This window comes from Paenibacillus sp. FSL W8-0187, from assembly GCF_037969755.1.
GTDB lineage: Bacteria > Bacillota > Bacilli > Paenibacillales > Paenibacillaceae > Paenibacillus_AQ.
In genome coordinates, this window is record NZ_CP150206.1 from 1,194,766 (window position 1) to 1,214,360 (window position 19,595).

A 19,595-nucleotide genomic window follows, 5' to 3' on the forward strand; every position below is an offset into this window, starting at 1 on the left:
TTTAGAATTCTGATTATAATTTAATCATCCAAAAGACCCCGTCTAGATTAGACGGGTTTTTGTGTCATTTATAATGGTCTTGTTTAACTTTTACTGCTTTAGATGGCCACTGCCAAGAGAAGATGTAATTGCATGTGTATACGTTTACCTATTACGAACCAGAAAGATTCGGGGAATTAAGGAGCCATCCAAAAGTGACCAAAATGGCAAGAACTTATACTCAGAGACGATTAGATGGTTGACTAAGGTCAATCGATCTTGGAAGCCCATTAAACTAACGGGCAGGATAGTTGAAAAAGGAACTTAAATTTAAATCTCGAATATCTAATGTAATCGGATAGCTAAAAATTTGATGACAGACAGGAGTTAGATACAATGATAAAAGGTTTTTGAGGAATATTTTGGAGAACTAAGAATCTTAAAGTTGTAAAAAAACGGTACAGTGAAGTGTTAAAGATTGAAAGAACTGTGATAAAACCCCAATTAGGAAATGAGACTATCTTTTCTTTCTTTACTGAGAATGACAGTTATTTTCCAACAGAACAACAAGTGATGTTGAATTTCCAAGTACACTAAACGAGACTATTAAGCATCTTGAACATATTGGTGTACCTCTTGCAAAGAAAGAAGAGATTGTCGGGAGTAGTTCAAGTTCTTGTTAAAATCGGAAATGGGATAAACTTCTGTCAATTTCAGAAAAGTATATAAGTTCTTGATATTGAGTTAGGACAAGAACTTATATAGGTCGATAAGCTGTAATCTAAACTTACTGACCAACATCATTACCTTAATCCTTAAAGGCAAGCCAGAACAAGATCGAGTGGTCATCGACAGGCGTTCTTATCATATGAAAAGGGAGCTTTGACAACCAAGCGACGAATTTGAAACAGGTTTGGAAGTTAAGCTAGTAATCCGAGAAAGGTTGATGAAATGGCCCCTTCTTTATGTTGTCAATTGGGACAAACGATTTTACAGGCACACTGCGTCAGGCCCGATGCGTGAATATGATGTTATTGTAGTAACTTTCATCATTGAATTTTTATTCAAATTATACTCCATGATACCAATTGGAATCGAAATCCAACTTCAATAATTGTCCAAATCTCTCACCGAATTCAATAAACCCTCTTCCTCTTGCAGTCAGTATCTTCCCATCTTGGACTACAAGATCATTACAATAATTCTCTTCTTTAAAAAAACCTGTTTCCTTTCTCTGTTCTTCATACATGCCAATTGTGTATTTACGATCTTCTAACAATCCTGCTTTTGCTAATAGATATGGAGAACTTGAGATTGCTGCAATTACAAGATCCTTATTATAAAGGGAACATTTATTTATAAAGTCTATCAGATCTTCATTATCATACAGCGTTGAAATATCCATACATCCTGGAAGTAATAGACTATCTAGCGTATTGATATCGACATCATAGATCGTTGTATCAGAAATGCAAGTTAGGTCCGATTCACCTATTATTGGTGCTGAAGTAATCCCTATCGTCTTTATCGGGTGATCTCCCTGCTTAAGAATGGAAAGGGCAACGGTTAATTCATATTCACTAAACAAAGGGTATAAAATCACACCTGTTATTTTTGTTTTCATTTCATATAATCCTTCCATAAATATTTACTATTGTGGATGCCTTTTATCAAAAACAGGCACTTATGTGTGTCCACTTGTTTTTATCAATAGGTTCATGGCTTTCTGTGTAAGTGGCATAAAGTATTAAGAATTAAACCGCCCAGACATACGGTTAGTAGAGTTCCAATACCAATTGGCCCATTGAAAATAATTGCGGCTATCAAGAAAAACAGATATATGATTGTGCGCGTAAATAGTATATTGAGCCCAGTAATCGTTTGTAAGACTAATGTTAGTCTGTCCACTGGAATTGGCGCGAAATTCGCTTGCAAATAAATAGAAGTACCTAACCCAATTAATATTAAACCTAAACCCAAAAAAGCAAGTTTACTGATCCACAATTTAGGCTCGATCAGATCCTTTAACAAAAAAATCCATATGTCGATACCGAGACCTGTTATCAATGCAGTTACCAACCCTAATAATTCCGGTCGATGTCTGGATAAACATGAATTACATCCAATCAATAGTATTGCGATAAGCACTTCCCAACTTCCCACTGTAAGACCTACATTTTTGGATAGACCGACTAAAAGTGCATCAAAAGGTGAAGCTCCAAGGTCGGAGAGTATTGTTAGTGAATCCCCAAGGGCTAATATGAATATCCCACAGCTGAAAAGGGAAAATGTCGTTACGCCAAACTTCTTCATTATTGTGAAAGAATATCTTTAATCATTACAATATGAGGGATACCATCCTCAATAAATTCAGCTGATGAAGTCTGATAGCCAAGTTTTCTATAAAACCCCTCTGCCTGAGTTTGCCCGTGCAATTTAACTTGATGATTTCCTTTTTCAACAGCGATTTCTTCTAATGCGGAAATGATTTTTTTCCCAATCCCAAATTTCCGGTATGGCTCTAAAATACAGATTCGTTCTAATTTACCTATTCCATCAAGAATGCGAATCCTTCCTGTGCCAATTGGTTGCCCATTGTAATAGGCGAGTATATGTTCACATTGTCCATTCAGCGCATCAAATTCATCAAATTCATCTTTAAGTGGTACGCCCTGTTCATCAACAAATACTTTCTTTCTAATTAAGAATGCATTTTCTAATTCCTCAGGTCGTGTGATTCTTTTTGTGTTCACGTTTTTATTCCTCTCTGGATTTATTTTTTCAAAAAAAATCGTCATAATGAATTTAGCATCAATAACAGGTATATAATAAAATAATATTGTTGTAAATGCAACAAAAAATCTATTGGTAGGTGTTCGAATGAGGGAAATACTTCGCGAAGTTGGAATGATCGCTAGAGCTTTGGATTCCATAAGCAATATTGAGTTCAAGGAATTAGATCTTACAAAAGGGCAGTACTTATATCTGGTTCGTATATGTGAGAACCCGGGAATTATTCAAGAAAAGCTAGCGGAAATGATAAAGGTGGACCGAACAACTGCAGCACGTGCGATACAAAAACTCGAAATCTCTGGGTTTGTTGAAAAGAAAGACGATGAAACAAACAAAAAAATTAAAAGGCTATTTTCAACTGAAAAGGGTAAGCAAGCATACCCCTTTCTAAAGAGAGAAGGGGATTATTCTAACTCGGTTGCGTTAGCGGGACTTTCTGAAGAAGAATCCGAAACATTGTTTCATCTTCTGCATAGAGTTAGACAAAATATTGAGATCGAGTGGGAATTCGTAAAGAAGGGAAATAAAAGAGAGTACTGAGATTAGAAATTGTTGTTCGACCAACGGGAAACGATCACAGCCGCGGCCACTAGTAGAAAACGTGTACTAAAGTTTCCAGGTGGAATATGTACACACAAAGGGCACCTGATCGGGTGCCCTTAATTCTGACTTTACTGACTACGCAGAGAATCGTAGCACAATTCATTGAGCTAACGGGAAACGTTAGTTCAATAAAGACAAGAAGGCAGTCGGCCAATGTGATCGGCTGCTCTTTCGTTAAGCTAACCGGGCAGGATAGTTTAATTATAATTGTTTTCTCAATCCTGTTGATAATTAGAAACGGTTAAACTGTATTTATACTTTACCAATTGGGGTTTAATAGATGAGCAATGGTGATGTGGAGGTTGACAAGAGAACATAGATAGTGCCCATAAAAGCAGGAAATGAATGTTTGATGAAAGAAACAAAACATACCTTTTAAAGGAAGTGCATATTGTATGGGGCTTCAAGTGTTTATTAGAGCTGTAAATGAAGATGATCTTGTTGTATTAGAAGAACAACTGAACAACGGACCTAAAACAAAACATCAAACTAGGTTTGAGAGGCAACGGCAAGGCGAGGTAACCTACCTTATTGCATTAGTTAATGACATGCCCGTCGGTCATGTACTAATCAAATGGTCAGGTACTCAGGATGAGTCCGTTTCAAACCATATAAAAAATTGCCCTGATTTTGAGGATCTTCTCGTTAAGGATACGTATCGCAGAAATGGAATAGGTAAACAGCTATTGTTACACGGTGAAGCCTTAGCCAAACAAAAAGGTTTTCGCCAAGTCGGATTAGGGGTAGGAACAGAAAATGAATCCGCTAAGATGTTGTACCAGAAAATGGGATATAAGGACTCGGGATTGGGAGAATACACAATTGGGGGATCTTATATTGATGAAAGTGGTGCATTACTCTCATGGACGGAAAACTGTGTGTATTTAATTCATAAATTAACAGATTAAACTTTATTACAAACGAAGTTCGTTTCGATCTATTAAGCTAACGGGAAACGATAGTTAAATAACCGACTAGGAAGAAGCTGCCGGTGCTGATCGGCAGCTTCTTTACGTTAACGGGCAGGATAATTCCAAGGAATATGGCAACGGCAAACTGCGAGTGAGCTTAAAGTTAATTACATGTCGTTAATCACGCAAAAAGCCAATTTTTCAACGATATTTCAAACAAAAATGAGCTCGTTTGCTTATGATGAATGCCATTCTAAAAACTCAAGTCGATTTCCAAAAGGGTCGTTTAAATAGAAGCGTTTTACTCCTTCATCAACTCTTGCTTCATCATCAATTACTTGAATATTATTGTGATGCAGATATTCGCGCAACTCATCTAAGTTCTGTACGTGAAATGCTGGGTGAGCTTTTGTAGCGGGAACAAAATCTCTTTGTACTCCGATGTGTACTTGATGAGTACCGCATTGGAACCAAACGCCACCACGTTTTTTTAGAATTTCAGGTTTTGGAATCTCCGTCCAACCCAATAAGTTATTGAAGAAATTCCTAGCCTCTTTTTCGCATCCTTCTGGGGCAGCCAGTTGAACGTGGTCAAGACCATAGAAATTGTAAGCCAAATAATTCCTCCTCCTTTGGTTTCATATAATGAAACATCATTTCAAATTATAATTCCATTTTATAGTAATGCTGAACAAAAATCCATTTCTATTTACTCTATCTGAATAAATTAAAGAAAAGTCTTAATGAAATAATGGACATCAATTTCAATTTCCGTCGTTTATACATGAACAGTATTACGGGCTCGGATAGATGTTATCTAATGTGCTTTTTGTAAAGCCTTGAATTCAAAGTAAATTACGTTAACGGGAACTATAGTTCAACACTGAGAGGGGCTGTCGCTAGGCAGCCTTTCATTAAGCTAACGGGCAGGATAGTTTAATTAAATCCACGAATAAGTTAAAATGGGGATAATTAGTAAATACAAATTTTGAATGAAAATCAGTGTCAACGCACAAGCCGTTACATGCTTTAAAAAAATGCTGTTTGTTAGTTTGAACGTTCTGTTCTTAAGTTTGGCAAATACTATTTTGAAATGAGGTAGCGAGAGCCATGGAAGACAGCAAAATTAAACGTACTGCGTTAATGAGTTCGTACCTTCGGAGTCACCATTCACTTCATGCCGATCCGAAAATCTTCGACGATTTCATCTCATCTCAACTTCTAACCCAGGAGGATCAGGTTGCATACGAGCAGAGTATGGTAATGGCACTGACTGCAATAGATCCGGAGCGAATAGCGTTAAACTTAAAACGTGAAGATTCCATAGCTTATATGGTTCAACATTATTTTCCTACATCACTCTTCCTTAGTCGTGCGAGGTATGCTGAAGACAAGCTGAAAGATGCAATTAATCGAGGGATTAAACAATATATCATTCTTGGTGCAGGCATGGATACCTTTGCACAAAGGAACCCTAATCTGACTGAACAGTTACAGATTTTTGAAATAGATCATCCGGCGACTCAACGCTTTAAACGTAACCGACTGAAAGACTTAGGGTTGGAACAACCTGATAATTTGAATTTTGTCCCTGTAGACTTCACCAAGGATCAATTAGAAAATGTGTTGCTGGATGCATCGTATGATCCAACTTTACCCAGTTTTTTTAGTTGGCTCGGTGTAATTCATTACCTTCCACGACAAGATGTATTTTCCACTTTTAGAACTATTGCGAATATTGCTCCCCCTGGTAGCAGCATAATTTTTGATTATTGGGATTTGGATGCATTTGATCCCGAAAAAGCGGCTAAACGCGTAAACATTATGCAATCTATCTTGCGACAAGCAGGTGAACCTATGTTAACTGGACTTGACCCGCAATCAGTAGCTGATGAACTTTATAAAGTTGGTATCGACATGCAAGAACATTTGAGTCCGATGGAAATTCAATCAAAATATTTCGAAGGACGCAATGACGGATATTATGCATATGAACATGCATTCTTCGTGCATGGACGAGTTAAATAATTGGTGTCCTGTGTGTTTTTATTCAACTAACGGGAAACGATGGTTGAATAAAAACAAGAAGGCAGCCGGTTTCTTGATCGACTGTCTTTTCTCAACTATCGGGCAGGAAAGTGCAAGAGGGTAGTGGAATAAATATGCAAACGTTGCTCCATAAGGAGGTCGTAATATGCCACATCGTAGCCGCAGGTGGATTTATGGAAGATGAGCAAGGAAATATTCAGTAAAAACTCGTGACGGTGGTTGGGTTTACCCTGGTGGACAAGTGGAAGTTGGAGAAAATCTGAAGGATGCTTTGGTTCGTGAAATCAAAGAGGAAAGCGGAATAGCCACCACGGTTAGCTACTTAATTGGTGTCTATTCGAATAAAGGGATTTTTAAATGGTATGATGGCGTGACTGATGTTCCTACGCAAGTTATGTTTGATTTTGTTTGTAAACCTGTTGGTGGGGAGTTAGCTGTTTCTGAAGAAACAACTGATAGCCGCTGGGTGGCGAAAGATAGAGTTCTTGATTTCATTACACATCCAGCTATTCGCACTCGCTATCAGGCATATTTGGAGTTTAACGGAGCAGTAAATTACATGGAATATTAACGAACCCCGAGTTCATAATCAAACACCAATCAGATATATCGAAGTAGATTGTTTCTCGTTGTTGAACTAACAGGTAACGATAGCTCAATAAAAACAAGAAGGCAGCCGATCAAAGTGATCGGCTGCTTTGTACGTGTTTCTCCGCCGATACGAGAAAAAACATCGAGAAACCAATTGTTCTCCATGCTACAATGAACGCCATGGAGGGGTAATACCACCGTAGCTGACACCACCCACAAACACATGGATAAAAATGCAAGAAACCTCCCCGTTAGCTGAATGACCTGTCTGTAAACTATGGTACGGTTCACCGTACCGCTAAAGCCGCGAAGTCCCTAAAACCTTAAAGAACGCAGTAGGAGATTCGATGATATGAGAAAAATATTATCTTTCATGGATTGGGGTATATTCGCTCTTCGTTTATACCATTATATTTTGCTGTTCTCCCGGGTTTTGGCAGTAAATGAGTTTTCGAACCGAACGTTATTAAACGTGATCTGGCTGAGCATAGCTCTTGTCGTCCCGTTGCTGTTCTGGTTTCCTGGGCGCCGGATGAACAAAGTCTGGTTTTGCATACTGGAGCTATTGCTTGGCGGTTCTTATTATGTGAATTCTGTCATTCATCCGGATCTGACTTCAAAAGCGGACTATTTACTGCCGAGTCTTACAATGGGGTACTTATTGACTAAGCAAACCCTTTGGATCATTCCCGTAGTTGTTTTCATTCCTTTTTCCTTTCAGTCTTACCTAAGATTATCTTGGGGGCAAACCCTAAGTATGGGAGCAGACAATCTGCTGTTCTGCTTCATCGGCATATGGGCAAGCTTCGTCGCCAATGCATATTATCAGAAGAATAAACTGGTAGCCGAAGTGGAGCAGCAAAATAAGTTGTTAACTCACTACACGGCCGAGATCGAGAAAATGACTTTGCTTGAAGAGCGAAACCGCATGTCCAAGGAGCTTCATGATACACTGGGGCATTCCTTTATCTCACTCATCCTGAGCCTTGATGCTTCTATTGCCCTTATGGATAGCAAGCCTGCCGAGGCCAAAGATCGGTTAATTCGCTTAAGAACATTGGCTGAGAAAAATCTGGACGAAATGAGGAACGTCGTACACGAAATGGGGGAAGAAGAGGACTCAAGTCTGATCCGACAGGTTGAATCCCTTGTGGTCCGTTTCCGGGAGCACACGGGTACGGCCCTGACTTTGAGTCTGCCGGAGACAGAGCGGTCCATAGCTTTTGAAGTACGGCAAGCGATCCTTCGGGTCATCCAGGAATCCTTTACAAATGCACTAAAACATGGACAGGCAACTCAACTGCATCTGGAGCTTAGATTTTCTGAGAGCCATCTGCAATTGTCCGTTCGAAATAACGGCAGGCCGATCGACAAGCTAAATTATGGCTTCGGCTTGACCACGATGAATCATCGGGTCGAGCGGTTGGGAGGCAGCCTACACCTAACATCTGGAGAGGGAACTCCAGCGATAACCGAAGTCAGATGCGAAATCCCGCTGAAAGGAGTGATTCCACATGGTGAAAATTAAAGTGCTGCTTGCTGATGATCAAGAGTTAATTCTCGAGAGCTTACATATCGTCCTGTCCATGGAAGAGGATTTGGAAATTGTCGGTTTAGCCAAGAATGGGGAAGAAGCAATAAAGGGCTGCGAGCAGTTTATGCCGGATATTGTGTTGATGGATATCAATATGCCAGTCATGGACGGCGTTGCCGCAACGGCCCTGATTAAAGAACGAATACCTGCAACCAAAATCATCATGCTGACTTCCTATAAGGAAGTAGAATATGTGTTAGCGGCGTTAAGCTATGGAGCAGAAGGTTATCTGCTCAAAGCTCTTCATCCCAAAGACCTGGCTGCAGGCATACGGGTGGTTCAGGCGGGAGGGACTTTAATCTCGCAGGAAATGGCGAGTAAAATGATCAAGAGCATCAACAATACCACCCCTGCGAAAAATAATGAATTCGGGCTCACTGCCCGTGAAATAGAAGTGCTGCATAAGCTGGCTTCTGGCCTGCGTAATCAAGACATTGCCGAGGCGCTGTATCTTAGTGAAGGGACGGTTAAAAATTATATATCAACGATTTATTCGAAGCTGAATGTGAAAGGAAGGCGGGAGGCCGCCCGTAAAGCCCGAGATTCGGGAATTATGGATCATTAAAAAGCCGATCCCCAAGAAGCTGGTAACTTATTAGGGTTACCGGCTTTTTTTGAATATAGTCATAGAATAAATTATGACAAAAGCGCACTGTCTCTTTATGACTTTTTCAGCCTATACTCATAGCATCAAACAATAGAGGAAGCGATATAAGACATGAAGAAAAAAATGTCTGAAAATAAAGAGATGCTGCAGAATGGCAGGAATTTAAGTGCTCGGAGTTCATTTTGGCGCTTTCCAATCGTCTGGATGATTGTGGGGGCTATCGGTATTGTTCTCATTGATACGTTATTCCGGCAGCTGACAGAGCGAGTAGAGGGGATGATTTCCCTTGTCCTTACACTAGTGACGGGGCTCTTGGCCATCTTGGTTTATAAGCTCACCCTGACATATTTGGCCCGGCGTTCCACTCCAGAGATAGCTAGACAACGCGCAGGGATTGAAGCCTTGCTGGGCGTACTTACCGGGACAATCTTTATCGCAGGCTCCGTCATTATTATTATGGCTCTGGGAGGTTACTCCTTTCAGTGGGCAAGTTCTGCGAATGCGGGTTCTGTTCTAATATCCTCCATTGGAGCAGCTTTAGGAGCAGCCATTGTCGAGGAACTTATCTTTCGTGGACTTATGTTTCAAGCCATTGATAGATTGGGGGGGAAATCGCTCGCACTCGCTGTGACCTCACTATTCTTTGGAGTTGCCCATCTTGGCAATCCAGGGGCAACATTATATAGCGCGTTCGCTATAGCCCTGGAAGCAGGTGTTCTGCTCGGAGCCGCCTTCTTGTGGCGGCGGAACTTGTGGTTTACCATAGGCTTGCATTTTGCTTGGAATGCCATTGAAGGCTTGCTTGGCATTCCTGTTTCTGGGCACTCTGCTGCCGGTCTATTTACTGTAAAGGTGAACGGAGCCGCTCTTCTCACAGGTGGCGATTTTGGACTTGAGGGCTCTATTGTTCCGGTTGTGGTCAGTCTTCTGATCTCCATACCTATGCTAATTTGGACTGAACGGAATCGAGGAGTTGAGGCCCGGAACCTTCCTGTATCAAAGTAAACGGCAGATGAATGAATGCAAACCTCATTGCGGTTGATTGATTTGGTGATTTTCGGGTAGATGCCTGAACCTGTCTATACGAAAGACATTCCGTGTGAGTCACTTGTAGCATTGGCCGGCTTCTCTATGTCACATTTTTTGCGCGTGTTTGAGGCGTACACCGGCTTCACCTTCAGATTTACGGTTTGATCAAGGTTTACAGATCGACTCTCCAGTTGCCCATCATCTTGGCGACTTTCGGATCGCGGTACGATAAGAAAAGACTTTCCCGCGTATCGAGAGTGGAAATTTGTTCGATATCGTCCGTGCTCAACTCAAAATCGAAAATGTCGAAGTTTTCGACGATCCGCTCTTTGCGCACCGATTTTGGAATAGCAACGACTCCACGCTGAACAAGCCAGCGCAGGACTACCTGGGCGACGGGCTTGTTGTGTTTTTCTGCGATCGAGGCCAGCACTTCGTTGCCGAACATGTTGTTAAGTCCTTCAGCGAACGGGGCCCACGACTGGTGTTGAACACCCTGCTTTTTCATAAAAGCGGCGCTCTCGATCTGCTGGTAGAACGGGTGCGTTTCGATCTGGTTGACGGCGGGCACGATTTCGTTATGCACGATGAGGTCCATCAGACGGTCGGGCAGGAAGTTGCTGACACCGATCGCCTTGATCTTGCCTTCACGGTACAGGTCTTCCATCGCACGACAAGCGCCGTAGTAATCGCCGAACGGCTGATGAATAAGGTATAGATTGAGATAGTCGAGCTGCAGCTTCTTCATGGATTTAGCAAACGCCAGCTTGGCACTCTCGTAGCCGGCATCCTGAACCCAAAGCTTGGTCGTGATGAACAACTCCTCACGCGGCACACCGCTGCGCTTAATCGCGTCTCCGACCGCTTCCTCGTTCAGATAACCGGCGGCGGTGTCGATCAGGCGGTAACCGGCCATCAGCGCTTCATATACCGCGTTCTCGCATTCTTCAGCATCCGGAACTTGATAGACACCCAAGCCGATGATAGGCATTTTTACACCATTGTTCAATGTTACGGAATGCATTGTAATTCCTCCTAGTCAAGAAAATACTTGGTTTTAAATTGAACAACGGATAATGTGTGGGAAAAGTGGTGGGGGTGATCGGTAGCCCGTTAAAACGGGAAACGATAGCTCAATCAAGACATGTAGACAGCTACCTAGTAAGACTTTAAAACGAAGGGATATACGTAGTGAATATTGTAAAAAAAATGAAAGCGCATGGTCCTCACATTCGTTTTGAACTAGGACTCGACAACTTGATGGTTGAAGCATATCGAAGGAAGAGTCTTCGTCGTGCGCTAGCCATTTATCGTTCAATCTTTGGTTCTGAAGACGATGTGATTTTTATTCATCGCACTAGCCATTGTAAGAGTGACCCGTTGATGATTAGTTCCAACGGGTTTTTATTTTTTGTTAAAACGATAATGGAAGAAATTAAAAAGAGAAAAGGGCATGTTACGGCAAAGGGTACAAGTTCTTGTCCTTTAACGGTACATGTTCTTGCTCCGACATCAACCGTCCTTGAGTGGGGCGGTCTTTTTTGTATAGACATATGTACAAAATACGACTTTTTGATGTGATTGGATAAGGCTCGTCCTCATGCTTCATTCTGGCAGTCCTAGCAATGAGCGAACGGCTTGATCTCCACAGTATGGCTGATGGTATGTCATATCGGTCAGTAACATTCGGTCACTTCTTTGGGAAGGTGTGTCATATGACATTTTGACACTGTTGCACATGACAACGAGTGCAGTAGGATACGGAAGAGAGTTTGGGGAACAAGAATATCTCTTATCAAACCAAATCATAAAGTATTTAAGGAGAGGATTTTATGAAAAAGAAAATGGTTATCGCAATTGCTGCTTCGATGATCACACTGACTAGTTTTACAGGAGGTACTAATGCGACTTTGAAAGCAGAAGCTTCTGTTACAGCTCCCTACAACACAAATCAAATAGCCGAACAGATTAAATGGTTAGAAAAGCATGCAATGCCATTAAAGACAACGGATCCAACAGCATCTCTTCATGATTTAACTCCACTTAAGAATATGGTAGGATCAGCTACAATTGTTGGTTTAGGTGAAGCGACGCATGGAGCTCACGAAGTTTTTACCATGAAACATCGCATTGTTAATTATTTGGTACATGGAATGGGCTTTAACGCCTTAGTGTTAGAAGAGGGATGGGACAGAGCATTGGGACTCGATCGCTATGTTCTTACGGGTAAAGGGGACCCAAGCCAATATCTATCGCCAGTATTTAACACGAAAGAAATCATAGATCTACTTCAATGGATACGCCAATATAATGCTGATCCAAAGCATAAATCCAAAATACGGATCATTGGGATGGATGTACAAACAGTAAACAAGAATGTTTATAACAATATCATAGAGTATGTAAAGAAACATGATCCAAAACTTGTAACCCGTTTCGAAAAAAAGATGGAAGGCCTTATTCCTGTAACAAAGGATATAGATACCTTTGGCAACCTTAAGAAAGAAAGAAAAGAGCAATATGTTTCAGATGCGAAACAAATCAGTGCTTTATTAGAACAAAATAAAAGTAAGCTGAATGGAAAATCCCAAGAGTTCGCATGGATCAAACAAAATGCTCGTATTATCGAGCAATTTACGACAATGGCAGCTTCATATCCTGATAACCAGGAAGACTTTTATTTGAAACATGATATTGCCATGTATGAAAATGCGAAGTGGACAGAAGAACATGTAGGAAAAACAATCGTGTGGGGCCATAATGGACACGTTTCGAAAACAAACATGATCCCTTTCGTGTACCCTAAAGTAGCTGGGCAGCATTTAGCAGAACATTATGGAAAACGGTATGTATCCATTGGAACATCTGTCTATGAGGGACGTTACAATGTTTATAACAGTAACCAAGAATATGGGCCGTATGGAACATTAAAATTAGATGACCCGAATAGTTATAACTATTCGTTTGGACAAGTCAATTACGATCAGTATTTTGTTGATTTACGTAAGGCCAGCGGAGTGACAAAAACTTGGCTAAACGAGCAACATCCCGTTTTCGCTGGAATAACTACGGTAGGTCCGGATATCCCAACAACTGTTGATTTATCATTAGGTAAAACATTTGACATCATCGTTCAAATTCAGAAAGTGAATCCATCTCAACTGAATCCATAAAATCTTAATTAAAGTACAAATGGATGAGTTTTGAAGAAGCAAAAGAAAAAGTCTAGTCAATGATGAAGTCCTTGGATGACAAGAACATGTATGCTTAAAAGTCGCTTAGTTGCGGCTTTTTTTTGTTTTAACGATTTATGTTCTTGTCAAAAACCAATAGACTTGAAGTTTTTTAGTGGGATATGGATTACATGGCGCTTTGCTGCTAGAGAGCAATACTAGAATCATGTCGGGTGACAAAAACATAGTAACATTAGAAGCCGCTGATTATGCGGCTTTTTATATTTATGTTATCAAGTTCTTATCAAAATAGAATGACAAGAACTTGATAACATTCCCGACTGATGACAAGAACATTGTTACATTCCCGATATGATTTCATCAGCGGCGTGTCGCGGGACAAGATCTTGTTCCCATTGAGAGTCGCTATTTTAGCGGCTTTTTTGTTTTATCGGTACAAGTTCTTGTCCCGAGTCGAGGACAAGAACTTGTACCGATTGCCGTAATGGACAAGAACATTAGCCGATTCCCGATTAGATAAGTATCTTACTATGTTCCCATGCAATTTCATTAAGCTAACGGGCAGGATAGTTTGATAACTGTATGGGCAAAATAGCCAAAAGGAATGGAGGATATTTCTCATGTGGTGGAGATGTATTATTTTGATTTGGGCCATAGGGGTAATCAACTTTACAATATTGGATGGTGTTGATGCATACAGCGATGAGTCACCAACTTTGAATAATGTCGACATTCAACATAAGTGCTTAGAAGAAGTCCTTATTTTTGAACTTCGTCCTAAGATCATGGACGTACTTAGGAAAGAGTATGGTAGTAACTTTCTCATCGCTAGACAGCATATCTTACCTTTGAGAAAATCGAACTATTATCCTCAAGATGAGTTTATACTAGAGGGGCAAGTTACGACAAATTCTTACTCGGATATAGTTCAATTTACTTTTAAAGCTAATTTTGACGGATACAAAGTGAGTGGTTTTCATGCTGTTAGTCATTCATTGAACTAACAGGAAACGATAGAAAAATAAATATAGAAAAGCAGCTGGCCATAATCAGCTGCTTTTTGTTTAACTAACGGGCAGGATAGCGCAACAACGATTTTGTCCCCGGATGAGTTCAGCAATTCTCCGTGACGGGTAGCAGTTAGCAGTGGCAATGGTTGGTACGCTTAATTGCTACCCGGCTTTGTGCTGAGAAGTTTATAAAAAGCCGTGAACAACGGTAATCCAAAAGAGAGTGATAAGGGATATCAAGGGTTAAGATATTATTAAAATACAGAAAAAGAGCCGCAACCGCGGCTCAAATAAACTAGAAATTAAGATGTAGTAATGGCTTAATATGATCAGCAGCAGCACTAAATTGATCAGAAAATGCCTTAGAATGCTCATATTCTTTTGGCAAGTTATTCAGGAATAATTTGATCTGTTTAATCACTTTTATGTGTACATCTGAATCTACACGATTACCTTCTAATTGATCTTTTACAAGATAACCATATTCATCTCTAAATATTAAAAAGTCATTGATGAGAACATTTATATCAGGGAAACTTTTAGTATTTTCTTTAAGAAGTGTTAATCGGTCATTCACTAAAATAATGGAAGTATACACATCAAACATTTGCTCAATTTCTCTATTAGAGTCTATCTCACTGCTTTGAGCAAGTGTATCATCCAATTTCTATACTCTTGAAACAAAACCAGTATAGTAACTCGAATTAACCTCAGCTTCTTTCTTACTGATTCGATAGAAGACCAAAGAATCTTAGTAGCGAAGAATATTTCAAAGAAGGATTCTGAAAATAAGACCTTTGCGGACCTCAAAAAGAATAACATCGAATTAAAAGGTATTGGATTTTAGGTTAAGGCGCTTCATACATTCGGTGGCTGTGATTGATCCGGACTTCCATTCCCCATACAACTGAATGAACTCTGCATTAATCTCGTGCTTACGTCGTCCGAATTTCACTCCGTTATTTTTGGCAACTTCTATTCCTTCCGCCTGCCGTTGCTTATTTTTTTTTCGTTCCTGTTCAGCTACGTAGGAAAGAAGGCTTAAAAATTGATCCTCCATTAACTTTCTGTGATTTTCTTCCATTCTCTAATGATACCATCATAATCCCGTCCTAATCGGGCGATAAGCCGTCATATGACAGTAAAAACGCATCATGGTGACATAATGGCATCTTGGCAGTATGACAATTACTTTGCAATCATAATCCCGTCCTAATCGGGCGATAGGCCGTCATATGACAGTAAAAGCGCATCATGGTGACATAATGGCATCTTGGCAGTATGACAATTACTTTGCAATACTCGGGGAGACAAATCGCTTCGCAACGAATGTCAAACAATAACCCTGGGGAGGAAAAAAATGAACAAGAAATTATTAACGAGGCTGGCACTTACTACAATATGTAGTATAAGTTTGGCCGGTTGTTCCACAGAAGAAATCCCATCAACACCATCCAGTTCGGGCAATACGCGCCTGCATCTAAACTTGAAACTGCCATGAAGGACAACCAGACTCCATTACAGTGGCTGGAGAAGAATGCAAGCAAATTAACAACAACAGAGCCTCGTGCTTCTTTGGAAGATTTACAACCACTTAAAGAGATGATAGGATCTGCTTCTATTGTTGGTTTAGGCGAAGCTTCTCATGGCATGCATGAAATATTCACGATGAAACACCGTATCGTACAGTATATGGTTACGGAATTGGGGTTTACAAACCTTGTCTTAGAGGAGAACTGGGGGAAAGGATTGATGCTTGATCAATATGTTCTTACAGGTAAAGGGCATCCAGACAAAATTCTTAGCCCCGTGTTTAACAATAAAGAAATGACGCAAATGTTGGAATGGATTCGTGACTACAATGCCAATCCCAAACATCCCAACAAAGTACGTGTAATCGGGATGGATCAAAAAAAATTAGATGAACATGTGTTTAACAAAATTTCGGACTATATCCAACAATATCATCCGGATTTGATTTCTCAATTAAATGACAAAATGAAAGAGCTTATTTCCGCAACAAAAGATGAAGGAAGTTTTGAGAAACTGCCGAAAGATGAGAAAGAAAAGCATCTTTCCAATGCCCGGTCTATTATTGAGCTGCTAGAAAAAAATAAAGCTAATGCCGGCAAGCAAAAAGAAGCTTACGCATGGGCATTGCATAGCGCCCGTATTTTCGAGCAATTTATTCATATGCTTTCAGCTGAACAACAGCCGGAGTTCTTCTTAAGACATGATATTGCAATGTATGAAAATGCGAAGTGGACACAAGAACAATGGGGGAAAACCATTGTATGGGGTCATAACGGACATATATCCAAAACCAATACTCTTCCATTCGTATATCCGGAGATGTCAGGACAACATTTGGCTAAACATTACGGCGACAAATACGTATCCATCGGGACTTCAATCCATTCAGGTTCATGTAACGTTGTTAATGAAAGCGGCAAATTCGGTCCTTACGGAACGGTTAGAATCGATGACCCCAATAGCATTAACTATACCGTCGGACAAGTCAAACATGATCAATTTTTTGTAGACTTGCGCAAAGCAAGCGGTTCGGTGAAAACTTGGTTAGATGTAACCCGTCCTCTATTTGCCGGAATAACAAAATTGGGACCTGAAGTACCTTTGTTTGTAGACGCTGCATTCGGCAAGACATTTGACATCTTTTTCTATATCAAAAAGGTCACTCCATCACAAATGAATGAATAATACGATTCCTTAATCAAAAGGAGAAACGAAATGAACAAAATTTCTATGCTCACTGTATCGACAATGATTACCGCGACTCTATTACTGCCATTACTGCCATTACAAGGAACTGGTTTTGCAAAGCAGGCGGATCCCCTCGTTACTACTTACAGTCAAGATTCGCAGACCAAAGCCAAGCAACTTATCGATGAAGCTGCTAACCATCAAAATATACCGGGCATAATTGTAGCTTCCTCAAACAAAGGATCAAAATGGGCATATGCTTCCGGTGAAGCAAGCATTTACGGTACTGACCCGGTTAAGACGAACTTTACTTTCCGGATCGGTAGTCTAACAAAGACGTTTACTGCAATGGTCGTTCTTCAGCTTGTTGATGAACAAAAACTGAACCTGGATGACACGATAGAAAAATGGCTGCCTGATGTTGTTAAGGGTACTGAATATGAAGGGGATCATATCACGATTCGGCAACTATTAAACCAAACAAGCGGTATTCCTGACTATTCAGAACACAAGGATATTCTCGATAAATTACTCCCAAACCCGTTACATTCCTTTACTGCTGACGAATTAGTTCGTACTGGACTGAACATGAAGGCAACCTCTAAGCCTGGAGAGAAATGGGTTTATTCCAATACGAATACGGTACTGGCAGGGATGATTATTAAGAAGGCTACTGGAGAAACATACGGGGAACATATTAGGAAACGTTTCATAGCTCCCCTTAAGCTAACGAGCACTTATGTACCCGACGACTACTCGTTTATTCCAGGTGAACATGCACGAGGATACTTCGTACTCGACGGTCAATTCATAGACAGAACCGAAATGAATCCCTCTTGGGCAGATGCTGCGGGATCTATGATCTCCACAGCGGATGATATGAATACATTCTTCAGTGCTATACTTAGTGGCAAGCTATTAAAACCAGCTACTTTAGATCAGATGTTAACTGGGGTTGAAACTCCAGTAGGTGAATACGGCTTGGGGATCGTTGGAACAAAGCTGACGAATGGTATTACGATTTGGGGGCATGGCGGCAACTTTCCAGGATTCGCAACGTTCGCAGGTGGAACTCGCGGCGGGGATTATGTACAAACCCTTAATATCAATGCGATGCCTTCTGAAATTAATACGTTGCCTCTTTCCAAAAGCATTGCCGAGCAACTCATTGGCTCTTCATCACATTAAGAACACCAGCAAGCTGGCACCGGAAATTTCCTATTCCGGTGCCAGCTTGCTGCCATCTCGGCCCCGACCGTTTCCTCTGCCCGCGACGGAATGTCCGAGATAAACAGTTTCAATTTACGTTATAACTCACACCTGCGCGAACGCATGGGACATTTTCCTGATCGGATTACCGATGGATACGGGTGCAATCTTGGGCCAGCCCAAACATCCAAACATATGCGAAGTTTAGTTACACCCCATATGCTCTCAATTGTAAACCGCCGACATGTAACTGCCCAGAAGATCGATGCAGCCATACGTGACATTCTGAATCAATACAATACACTAAGCCTGCCTAAACTATGGGGAGACGGGAAGACAGCTGCTGCAGACGGAACGAAGTTCGATTTGTACGAAGAAAATTTGTTATCTGAATATCATATTTGTTATGGTGGGTATGGCGGAATTGCTTATCATCATATTTCAGATACCTACATTGCTTTATTTAGTCACTTCATTCCCTGCGGAGTATGGGAAGCTGTCTACATAATAGATGGCCTACTAAAGAACAAATCAGACATCCAACCTGATACGTTGCACGCTGATACCCAAGGACAATCTACTCCTGTTTTCGCATTAGCGTACCTGTTAGGGATCAACCTAATGCCTAGAATTCGAAATTGGAAGGATCTCATATTTTTCAGGCCAAGTGAAGACACCGTATACGAACACATAGATCCACTATTCAGTGATACTGTGGATTGGGATTTACTTGAAACCCATAGGAAAGATCTCTTACAGGTAGTTCTGTCAATCAAGGAGGGTAAAATTCTACCGTCAACCTTACTTCGGAAACTTAGTAACGAGAGTAAGAAAAATCGGCTCTATCAAGCATTTAGGGAATTAGGACGCGTTGTTCGGACCGTTTTCCTCCTGAAATACATTTCAGATATTACGTTACGTGAGCAAATAACGGCCAGTACAAATAAAGTGGAAGCATACAATGGATTTTCCAAGTGGCTCTTTTTTGGGGGAGATGGCGTGATCGCTGAGAATGATCCAGAAGAACAGGAAAAACGCATCAAGTACAACGATCTTGTAGCGAATGCAGTCATCTTTCAGAATGTTATAGATATCACCCTGATTTTACGGGACTTGATTAAAGAAGGGCAGACACTATTTAGGAATGATGTTGAAGCTCTGAGTCCTTATTTAACCAAGCATGTCAAACGATTTGGGGACTATATACTTGATTTAGAAAACATTCCGCAGCCACTTGAAGGAGCAATGTCAGTACCTATTTAATTGATGGGGTCATAGAAATGGTATTTTTTACCATGCTATGGC

At 40.7% G+C, this 19,595-nt stretch carries 17 protein-coding genes and 3 pseudogenes; 14 read left to right on the plus strand and 6 right to left on the minus strand.

What is annotated here, in order from left to right; all coding sequences use genetic code 11:
* The first annotated feature begins 396 nt into the window (after window positions 1–396).
* A pseudogene (locus MKY48_RS05230) lies at window positions 397–662 on the plus strand (glyoxalase).
* A 386-nt stretch (window positions 663–1,048) separates the two neighbouring features.
* On the opposite strand, the gene MKY48_RS05235 reads toward MKY48_RS05230, so the two are convergent.
* From MKY48_RS05235 to MKY48_RS05245, 3 genes and pseudogenes are all read right to left on the minus strand, one after another.
* Window positions 1,049–1,603, minus strand: a complete 555-nt coding sequence (locus MKY48_RS05235) for a DJ-1/PfpI family protein (protein WP_215163357.1) — start codon at window positions 1,601–1,603, stop codon at window positions 1,049–1,051.
* A 60-nt stretch (window positions 1,604–1,663) separates the two neighbouring features.
* A pseudogene (locus MKY48_RS05240) lies at window positions 1,664–2,292 on the minus strand (YitT family protein).
* Window positions 2,292–2,732, minus strand: a complete 441-nt coding sequence (locus MKY48_RS05245) for a GNAT family N-acetyltransferase (protein WP_339292435.1) — start codon at window positions 2,730–2,732, stop codon at window positions 2,292–2,294. The pseudogene MKY48_RS05240 and the gene MKY48_RS05245 overlap by 1 nt, the downstream one beginning before the upstream one ends.
* 127 nt (window positions 2,733–2,859) lie before the next feature.
* On the opposite strand from MKY48_RS05245, the gene MKY48_RS05250 reads away from it, so the two are divergent.
* Window positions 2,860–3,312, plus strand: coding sequence for a MarR family transcriptional regulator (locus tag MKY48_RS05250; protein WP_215163348.1), 453 nt, complete (start codon window positions 2,860–2,862; stop codon window positions 3,310–3,312).
* A gap of 458 nt (window positions 3,313–3,770) precedes the next feature.
* Window positions 3,771–4,283 carry a GNAT family N-acetyltransferase gene (locus MKY48_RS05255; RefSeq protein ID WP_339292436.1) on the plus strand — a complete coding sequence of 171 codons (513 nt, stop codon included), beginning with the start codon at window positions 3,771–3,773 and terminating at the stop codon, window positions 4,281–4,283.
* 239 nt (window positions 4,284–4,522) lie between these two features.
* On the opposite strand, the gene MKY48_RS05260 is transcribed toward MKY48_RS05255, so the two are convergent.
* Window positions 4,523–4,903, minus strand: a complete 381-nt coding sequence (locus MKY48_RS05260) for a VOC family protein (protein WP_339292437.1) — start codon at window positions 4,901–4,903, stop codon at window positions 4,523–4,525.
* A gap of 493 nt (window positions 4,904–5,396) precedes the next feature.
* Here MKY48_RS05260 and MKY48_RS05265 point away from each other — a divergent pair, with 493 nt between their 5' ends.
* The 5 genes from MKY48_RS05265 to MKY48_RS05285 all read left to right on the plus strand — a co-directional run bounded on the left by MKY48_RS05265 (window position 5,397) and on the right by MKY48_RS05285 (window position 10,132).
* On the plus strand, window positions 5,397–6,314 hold the full coding sequence (locus tag MKY48_RS05265) for a class I SAM-dependent methyltransferase (RefSeq protein WP_339292438.1): 918 nt from the start codon (window positions 5,397–5,399) through the stop codon (window positions 6,312–6,314).
* A 262-nt stretch (window positions 6,315–6,576) separates the two neighbouring features.
* Window positions 6,577–6,906: an NUDIX domain-containing protein gene (locus tag MKY48_RS05270; RefSeq protein ID WP_339292439.1), complete on the plus strand. Its 330-nt coding sequence runs from the start codon at window positions 6,577–6,579 to the stop codon at window positions 6,904–6,906.
* A gap of 372 nt (window positions 6,907–7,278) precedes the next feature.
* Entirely contained in the window at window positions 7,279–8,454 is a 1,176-nt protein-coding gene (locus MKY48_RS05275) for a sensor histidine kinase (RefSeq protein WP_339292441.1), read from the plus strand.
* Window positions 8,441–9,085, plus strand: a complete 645-nt coding sequence (locus tag MKY48_RS05280) for a response regulator transcription factor (RefSeq protein ID WP_169090796.1) — start codon at window positions 8,441–8,443, stop codon at window positions 9,083–9,085. Before MKY48_RS05275 ends, MKY48_RS05280 begins: the two co-directional genes overlap by 14 nt.
* A gap of 153 nt (window positions 9,086–9,238) precedes the next feature.
* A complete protein-coding gene (locus tag MKY48_RS05285; RefSeq protein ID WP_339270576.1) occupies window positions 9,239–10,132 on the plus strand; it encodes a type II CAAX endopeptidase family protein in 894 nt (297 codons plus the stop codon).
* A 196-nt stretch (window positions 10,133–10,328) separates the two neighbouring features.
* Here the strand turns inward: MKY48_RS05285 and MKY48_RS05290 are convergent, their stop codons facing one another.
* A complete protein-coding gene (locus MKY48_RS05290; protein WP_339292442.1) occupies window positions 10,329–11,180 on the minus strand; it encodes an aldo/keto reductase in 852 nt (283 codons plus the stop codon).
* 167 nt (window positions 11,181–11,347) lie between these two features.
* On the opposite strand from MKY48_RS05290, the gene MKY48_RS05295 reads away from it, so the two are divergent.
* From MKY48_RS05295 to MKY48_RS05305, 3 genes are all read left to right on the plus strand, one after another.
* Window positions 11,348–11,737, plus strand: a complete 390-nt coding sequence (locus MKY48_RS05295; protein WP_339292443.1) for a hypothetical protein — start codon at window positions 11,348–11,350, stop codon at window positions 11,735–11,737.
* A 251-nt stretch (window positions 11,738–11,988) separates the two neighbouring features.
* Window positions 11,989–13,329, plus strand: a complete 1,341-nt coding sequence (locus tag MKY48_RS05300) for an erythromycin esterase family protein (RefSeq protein ID WP_339270582.1) — start codon at window positions 11,989–11,991, stop codon at window positions 13,327–13,329.
* Between the two features lie 641 nt (window positions 13,330–13,970).
* Complete coding sequence (locus MKY48_RS05305) at window positions 13,971–14,354, plus strand: hypothetical protein (RefSeq protein ID WP_339270584.1); 384 nt, start codon at window positions 13,971–13,973, stop codon at window positions 14,352–14,354.
* 301 nt (window positions 14,355–14,655) lie between these two features.
* On the opposite strand, the gene MKY48_RS05310 is transcribed toward MKY48_RS05305, so the two are convergent.
* The gene (locus MKY48_RS05310; RefSeq protein ID WP_339270586.1) at window positions 14,656–15,024 is read right to left on the minus strand and encodes a hypothetical protein; all 369 of its coding nucleotides are present in this window, start codon (window positions 15,022–15,024) and stop codon (window positions 14,656–14,658) included.
* A gap of 758 nt (window positions 15,025–15,782) precedes the next feature.
* Between MKY48_RS05310 and MKY48_RS05315 the strand changes: the two genes are divergently transcribed.
* From MKY48_RS05315 to MKY48_RS05325, 3 genes and pseudogenes are all read left to right on the plus strand, one after another.
* Window positions 15,783–17,078 carry an erythromycin esterase family protein gene (locus MKY48_RS05315; protein WP_339292444.1) on the plus strand — a complete coding sequence of 432 codons (1,296 nt, stop codon included), beginning with the start codon at window positions 15,783–15,785 and terminating at the stop codon, window positions 17,076–17,078.
* A 30-nt stretch (window positions 17,079–17,108) separates the two neighbouring features.
* Window positions 17,109–18,269, plus strand: coding sequence for a serine hydrolase domain-containing protein (locus MKY48_RS05320; RefSeq protein ID WP_339292445.1), 1,161 nt, complete (start codon window positions 17,109–17,111; stop codon window positions 18,267–18,269).
* Window positions 18,270–18,446: 177 nt separating this feature from the next.
* A pseudogene (locus MKY48_RS05325) lies at window positions 18,447–19,553 on the plus strand (transposase); the annotation flags it as partial.
* Window positions 19,554–19,595: the final 42 nt, after the last annotated feature.